Here is a 6412-nt window from a genome sequence, read left to right on the forward strand (position 1 = left end):
ACCACAAGCTAACACAACCCTCATTATATTCTCATAATACAACATTGTCAATTGGCGTTGTGCGTGCCGAGTGTATTTCAGTTTGGTAGGCGCAAGCGCGGACCTGCCATAAATTTACTTCTAGCGCGCCCAGGCCTTGCGCCGACCAATGACGTCCTTTGCCTTTCATCCGATGGGCGATCAACGCCCGCATCTGGCTTTCCATATGGCCTAACCTCTCCACCTCTTCGCCTGCATAGCCGCTTTGGTGCCCCCAGCGCACCATACGGGGGTCTTCCAGGTGCTTGTCCAGCCAGGCCCAGGCTTGTTGTTGCCAGGGCGAGGCCTGCCCGTCAGGTGCCGGTACCTGGGCCCAGAGGGCTGCCACCCGTTCCCATTCCCCGGCTTGCAGGGCGGTACTCAAAGGGGCTCCACCCTCCGCACCGGCCGCCCGGACAATGTGGAGGGTCGAATGATCCGTTCATACAGCCCACGGCCTTCCTCAATCCAAGCTACATCATCCCCGCTGAGCACCACTTCTTCCACCTGGGTCCAATCCCATACGGCCCTCCAGATGAGACGGGCGCCCTCCCGGAAGTCCCCCTCCCCCAGGCCCTTGGGCATAGACTTGTTCCAGGCCCATGTCATCATAGGACAACCCAACCCGTACCTCACGCCATACCGTATGCCCCTGGCCTGTACGCTGCCTCACCAGCACGCCATCGGCTTTGATAGAGAGCCTTGGGGCCGCTTGCTCTCCCTGTGGCTGCGGAGCGGCCCCCTGACCAAAGACCCGCTCCACTGCTTCCGCTTCCGCCTCCGGGATGGTTTTTTCCTATTCTTTGAGTCAGGCGCCAGATGGTGCTGGGAGGCAACACCCCGGCGGTGAGCAGGGCCAAGACTTCAGCCGCCCGCCCAAAGACGGTTTCGGCCGCCAGGGCTACCACCGCCTCGGTCCCTTCCGCTGCGGCCCCTTGGTGAGCCGGTAAGTTCAGCACCTCGTTTAGCAAAAACCAGGTGTGCCCTTGGGGATCGCGGTACAAGCGCCGCCGGAAGGTCATTTCACCAAAGCGGGTGACCACCGTGCGGGGCCGCTGCCCCACCACCTGCCAGCCTTGAGGTTTGGGTGCCAACAGCCAGGCATCCAACGCCTCCAAAAAGGTTTGCGCCTCTCGCCGGGCCCAGGCGCAGGCCTGCTGGAACCAGTGACTTGCCCATTCGGACAAGGCGAAGGCCTTTTCGCTTTGCCATGCTTCTTTTGGGAAGGCATGGGTTGACCCTCTGAAAAAGGATGGAATGCTTAATTTTTTTGTCATAGAGGTCAGCCTATGCGTTTTTCTCTTCTCCTTTGAGGAGCTTGGTACAGCCCAGTGGACATTTTTATGTCTACCTAACTAAATTGAAATATCTCAAAGAGCAGTGATACAATAAAGCCCTCACCCTCATCCTGCACGGAGGACGACCTCACGATGCGCGACTTCCGTAAACATCGCCTGGTCGCCCTGCCCCAGGAACATGGGGCCTGGACCTTTCTGTTGAGTCCGTTGTTCATCGGCCTCTTCGCCGGCAAACACTGGACCCCGGACATAGGGTACCTGCTTCTGGGTTTGCTGGCGGCCTTTTTCATGCGTCAGCCGGTGGCCATGGTGGTCAAGGTGCTCAGCGGGCGACGGCCACGCGAGTACCTCCCGTATGGCCTGCTCTGGTCGGCCGTTTACGGGATCATCGGCCTGGCCGCGTTGGTCGTGCTGCTCCAACAAGGGCATGTTTACCTGCTCTGGCTGCTGCCGCCGGGCATCCTGGTGTTCGCCTGGCATCTGATGCTGGTCGCCCGGCGAAACGAACGGCGGCAAATCGGAGTGGAGATCGTGGCCAGCGGGGTTCTGGCCCTGGCCGCCCCGGCGGCTTACTGGATGCCTTACAACGGCCCCCAGCCCGCGGGCTGGCTGCTGTGGCTGCTGGCCTGGCTCCAATCGGCGGCCTCCATTGTGTTCGTCTACCTGCGCCTGGAACAGCGCAGTTGGGCCGAAGTGCCGCCTTTGGAGGAGCGATTCAACGCCGGCCATCGCGCCCTGATGTACGCCGGGTTCAATGTGGTCCTGGCGCTGGTGCTGGGCCTGAGCCGCTCCATCCCCCCCTGGGTGTGGCTGGCGTACCTGGTCCAGTTCGCCGAAGTGCTCTGGGGCACCTGGCACCCGGCCGTGAAGTGGCGGCCCAGCCGCATCGGTATCCGCCAAATGGTGGTCAGCACGCTGTTCACCCTGGTGTTCATCCTGACCTGGCGGATGGGATGACAAAAGCTGACAGGCTCGCTGGCCCGTCCGTCTCCTTTTCAACGCAAGGCGCCACGCCTCGCGCAGCCCTTCGTCCGGGCAGGGATGACAACCAACGGACGGGCTTGCTGGCCCGTCCGTCTCTTTTTCAGCGCAAGGCGCCACGCCTTGCGCGGCACTTCATCCAGGCGGGGATGACAAAACCTGACGGGCTGACAGAGCCCGTCAGGTTGTTTCTTCTTTCGACGCAGGGCGCAATGCCTCGCGCAACACTTCGTCCAGGTGGTTGACGGGCATGATGCGCAGGGCCTCTCGCACCGAGCGGGGCACCTCCACCAAGTCCTTGAGATTGCGCTTCGGCAAAATGACTTCTTTCAGCCCGGCGCGGTGGGCCGCCAGCACCTTTTCGCGCACGCCGCCCACGGGCAACACTTTGCCGCGCAAGGTGATCTCGCCCGTCATGCCCACCTCATGGCGCACCTTGCGCCCGGTGAAGGCCGAGACTAGCGCCGTGGCGATGGTCACCCCGGCGCTGGGGCCGTCCTTGGGCACGCTGCCCTCGGGGATGTGGATGTGGATATCCGTTTTCTCGAAGACCTCGGCCTGCAGCCCGAAGGATTTCGCCCGCGCCCGTAGGTAGGAAAGCGCCGCCTGGGCCGATTCCTGCATGATTTCGCCCACCTGGCCGGTGATTTTGATCTCGCCTTTGCCCTCCATGAGCAACACTTCCACCGGCATCACATCGCCACCCGCCTCGGTCCAGGCCAGCGCCGTGGCCACGCCCACTTCGTCCTCTTTTTCCGCCTCGCTTTCAAAGAACTGAGGCGGTCCCAACAGACGCTCCACCACCTGAGGGGTGATCTTTGAGGGGAAGCGCTTCACCTCGGCTTTCAGTCGGGCGACTTTGCGCAGGATGCGCCCCAGTTCACGCTCCAGATTGCGCACCCCGGCCTCGTAGGTGTATTGCCGGATGACACGCTTGATGGCGCTCTCGGTGAAACTCACCTCTTCCGGCTCCAGGCCCGTTTCCTCCAACTGGCGCGGGATGAGGAACCGTTTGGCGATCTGCACCTTTTCTTCTTCCACATAACCCGGAAACTCGATAACCTCCATCCGATCCAGCAGGGCCGGGGGGATGGTGCTCAGGGTGTTGGCCGTGGTGATGAACATCACCTGGGAAAGGTCGTATGGGATCTCCAGGTAGTGGTCCGAGAAGGCGTGGTTTTGCTCCGGGTCCAGGACCTCTAACAGGGCGGCGGCCGGATCCCCGCGAAAGTCCGCACCCAATTTGTCGATTTCGTCGAGCATGAAGAGCGGGTTCACCGTCCCCGCGCGACGCATGGTCTGCAGGATGCGGCCCGGCAACGCGCCGATGTAGGTGCGCCGGTGGCCACGGATCTCGGCTTCGTCGCGCACGCCGCCCAACGAGACGCGCACGAACTTGCGGCCCAGGGCCTCGGCGATGGAACGCCCCAAGGAAGTCTTGCCCGTGCCCGGCGGGCCCACAAAGCACAAGATGGGTTGCCGCGGCCGCTTGGGCTTCAGGCTGAGCACGGCCATGAACTCCAGAATGCGCTCCTTGGCCCGCTTCAACCCGTAGTGGTTGCGCTCCAACACCTTGCGGGCATGCGCCAGGTCGAGGTTGTCCTCCGTGCGCTCGGTCCAGGGCAGTTCCAAAATCCAGTCGATGTAGGTGCGGACAATGCCCACCTCGGGTGACATGGGAGGCAACTGGCTCAGGCGCTCCCATTCGCGCAGGGCCACCTTGCGCGGCTCCTCGGGCAAATCGGCCTTTTCGATGCGCTGGCGCAGTTCGTTCAGTTCTTTCTGCCAGAAGTCCCCCTCGCCCAACTCGCTCTGAATGGCCCGCATCTGCTCGCGCAGGTAGGCTTCCCGCTGGCTGCGGTCCATTTCGCTTTGCACCCGATGGTGGATTTCGTCTTCCAGTTCGAGGACATCCACCTCCTGGGCCAGCCAGTCCACCACCTTGCGCAGGCGCTCCTTGGGCGAGAGGGTGCTCAACACCTCCAACTGGCGGCCCCAATCAGGCGCCAGCGTGGTGCTGATGAAATCGGTCGCCCAATCGGGCGAATCGATGTTGAGGGCGAAAAGATAGGCTTCCTCAGGCACCGTGCTGGAAAGTTCGGCCATTCGTTGGAGCAAACGCAAGGCGTTGCGCAGCAACGCCTCGGTTTCCCGATCTTTGGCATCCTGCAAGGGCAAGGGCACGGCCTGAGCCACCACAAAGGGCTTCCAGCGCACAATGCGCACCAGCCGCACCCGACGGCGGCCCTGCATCAGCGCCGAGCGCTGCTCATCGGGCAGGCTCAAAGGCCGACCGGCAGCCGCTTCAACGCCGATGGGAAAAATATCCCCTTTGCGGGGGCGCACCACATCGGGGTCGTACAGCGGAAAAGCCAGCACCGTAGTCCCGCGTTCCCGCGCCGCTTCGATGGCCGGAACGGAAAGTTCCTCGTCCACGAAAATCGGTGTTAACATTCGTGGGTACACCACGGCACCGCGGAGGAACACCACGGGCAGGATGATCAGCCCCTCGTCGTCCGGCACCGCCTCAGGGGTCCGGTAAAGGGCCTCGGTTTGCCGCTGGTATTCCTCCAGCAACGCCTCGGCCGTGTCTTCCCACTCCGGGGCGTCCAGGTCATCGTAGTCATCAAACTCATAAGGGGCCATAAGTCTCTTTCCTCAAACCTCATCCACCGGGGTTACACGACAAGCATGGGTTGCAGGGCCCTTTCCTGCCAGGCGGTCCGGGCAGCGGCGGCCACGAACAAACTCCCGGTCACCAGCACCACGGCCTCTCCCGCCGAGCGGCGCAGCGCCGTCTCCAGGGACTCGGGCACCGAAGCCACTACCCAGGCCGGTTTGCCGTAGGGTCGCACCATCTCCAACAGGCTGTCCGGGTCGGCCGCCCGCGGGTGCACTGACTGGGTGAGGATCACCTCCCGGGCCCGCGGCAGCAACTCGGCCAGCATGCCCGCAATGTCCTTGTCCTCCGAAGCGCCAAAGACCAGCACCACCGGCCACTGGGGAAAGTACTCGTCCACCGTGAGGCGCACCTGCCGGGCGGCCGCCGCGTTGTGGGCTCCATCCACCACCACGGGCGGGTGGCGTTGAAACACCTCAAAGCGGGCCGGCCAACGGGTGCGGGCCATCCCTTCCCGGATGGTCTGATCGTCCAGTGCCAGCCCGCGCCGGCGCAACACTTGCAAAGCCGCGTAGGCTGTGGCTGCGTTGACCACCTGATGCGGCCCCAAAAGGGGGATGTGGAGTCGCACCGGCTCCCACTCGGCGATGCCGCCGGACTGGATGAAGGCTTCCACTCCCTCGCGGTCCTGCTCAGGCCAAACCAACACCGTTTGACCATCCAGGCCGCGGGCCAACGGCGCGTAATGGCAATCGCGTCCCACTTCGATCACCGGGGCGTGGCGTTGGCGGGCGATGCGCAGGATGGTCTCCCGCGCCTCGTCGGCCTGGGGGGCCATAACAACGGGCACGCCGGGCTTGACGATACCGGCTTTCTCGCGCGCGATGGCCGCCAGGGTGTGCCCCAGGATGGCCGTATGGTCATACGAAATCGAGGTGATCACGCTCACTTCGGGCAGGACCACATTGGTGGCGTCCAACCGCCCGCCCAGGCCCACCTCCACCACGGCCACATCCACCTTTTGCCAGGCGAAGTAGAGGAAAGCGCTGGCCGTGGTCAACTCAAACGTGGTCAGGCGGGGAATGCGCTCCACATGCGGCTTGAGTTGTGCCACCACTGCAGCCAAATCGCCGTGGGAGATGGGTTGCCTATCCACTTGAATGCGCTCGGCAAAATCCTGCAGATGGGGGGAAGTGTACAGGCCCACGCGGTAACCGGCGGCCTGTAACGCGGCAGCGGTCATGGCCGCCACCGAGCCCTTCCCCTTGGTGCCTGCGATGTGCACCACCGGATAGGCCCGGTGGGGGGCGCCTAACGCCGTCAGCAGGGCCTCCATACGGCCCAAATCGAACTTTTCCGGCGCGTTGCGCAGATTGCGGGTGAGACTGTAATCGACAAAACTGTACAGGTAGTCTAGGGCTTCATAGTAAGCCCGTTCCTTGTCTTCCGGTCGTCTTTTCATAGGGCTGATTGTACCCCCAGCCCCCCAGAGTGG

Annotated in this window: 4 protein-coding genes; 1 reads left to right on the forward strand and 3 read right to left on the reverse strand. The window is 63.2% G+C overall.

The features are described from left to right. Positions 1-650: 650 nt before the first annotated feature. A complete protein-coding gene (locus G4O04_06635) occupies positions 651-1205 on the reverse strand; it encodes a hypothetical protein (GenBank protein HEY58197.1) in 555 nt (184 codons plus the stop codon). A gap of 243 nt (positions 1206-1448) precedes the next feature. Between G4O04_06635 and G4O04_06640 the strand changes: the two genes are divergently transcribed. Beyond that, on the forward strand, positions 1449-2273 hold the full coding sequence (locus G4O04_06640; GenBank protein HEY58198.1) for a YwiC-like family protein: 825 nt from the start codon (positions 1449-1451) through the stop codon (positions 2271-2273). 204 nt (positions 2274-2477) lie between these two features. Here the strand turns inward: G4O04_06640 and lon are convergent, their stop codons facing one another. Together lon and G4O04_06650 are read right to left on the reverse strand one after the other, a co-directional pair. Continuing rightward, complete coding sequence (lon, locus tag G4O04_06645; GenBank protein HEY58199.1) at positions 2478-4943, reverse strand: endopeptidase La; 2466 nt, start codon at positions 4941-4943, stop codon at positions 2478-2480. Between the two features lie 32 nt (positions 4944-4975). Beyond that, positions 4976-6379: a bifunctional folylpolyglutamate synthase/dihydrofolate synthase gene (locus G4O04_06650; protein HEY58200.1), complete on the reverse strand. Its 1404-nt coding sequence runs from the start codon at positions 6377-6379 to the stop codon at positions 4976-4978. Positions 6380-6412 lie beyond the last annotated feature (33 nt).

Source organism: Anaerolineae bacterium, assembly GCA_011176535.1.
In the GTDB taxonomy this organism is placed as follows: domain Bacteria; phylum Chloroflexota; class Anaerolineae; order Anaerolineales; family DRMV01; genus DUEP01.

Excerpts from the sequence above, each read along its gene's own strand:
- G4O04_06640 (HEY58198.1), top strand. The coding sequence starts at position 1,449 with ATGCGCGACTTCCGTAAACATCGCCTGGTCGCCCTGCCCCAGGAACAT.
- lon (HEY58199.1), bottom strand. The coding sequence starts at position 4,943 with ATGGCCCCTTATGAGTTTGATGACTACGATGACCTGGACGCCCCGGAG.
- G4O04_06650 (HEY58200.1), bottom strand. The coding sequence starts at position 6,379 with ATGAAAAGACGACCGGAAGACAAGGAACGGGCTTACTATGAAGCCCTA.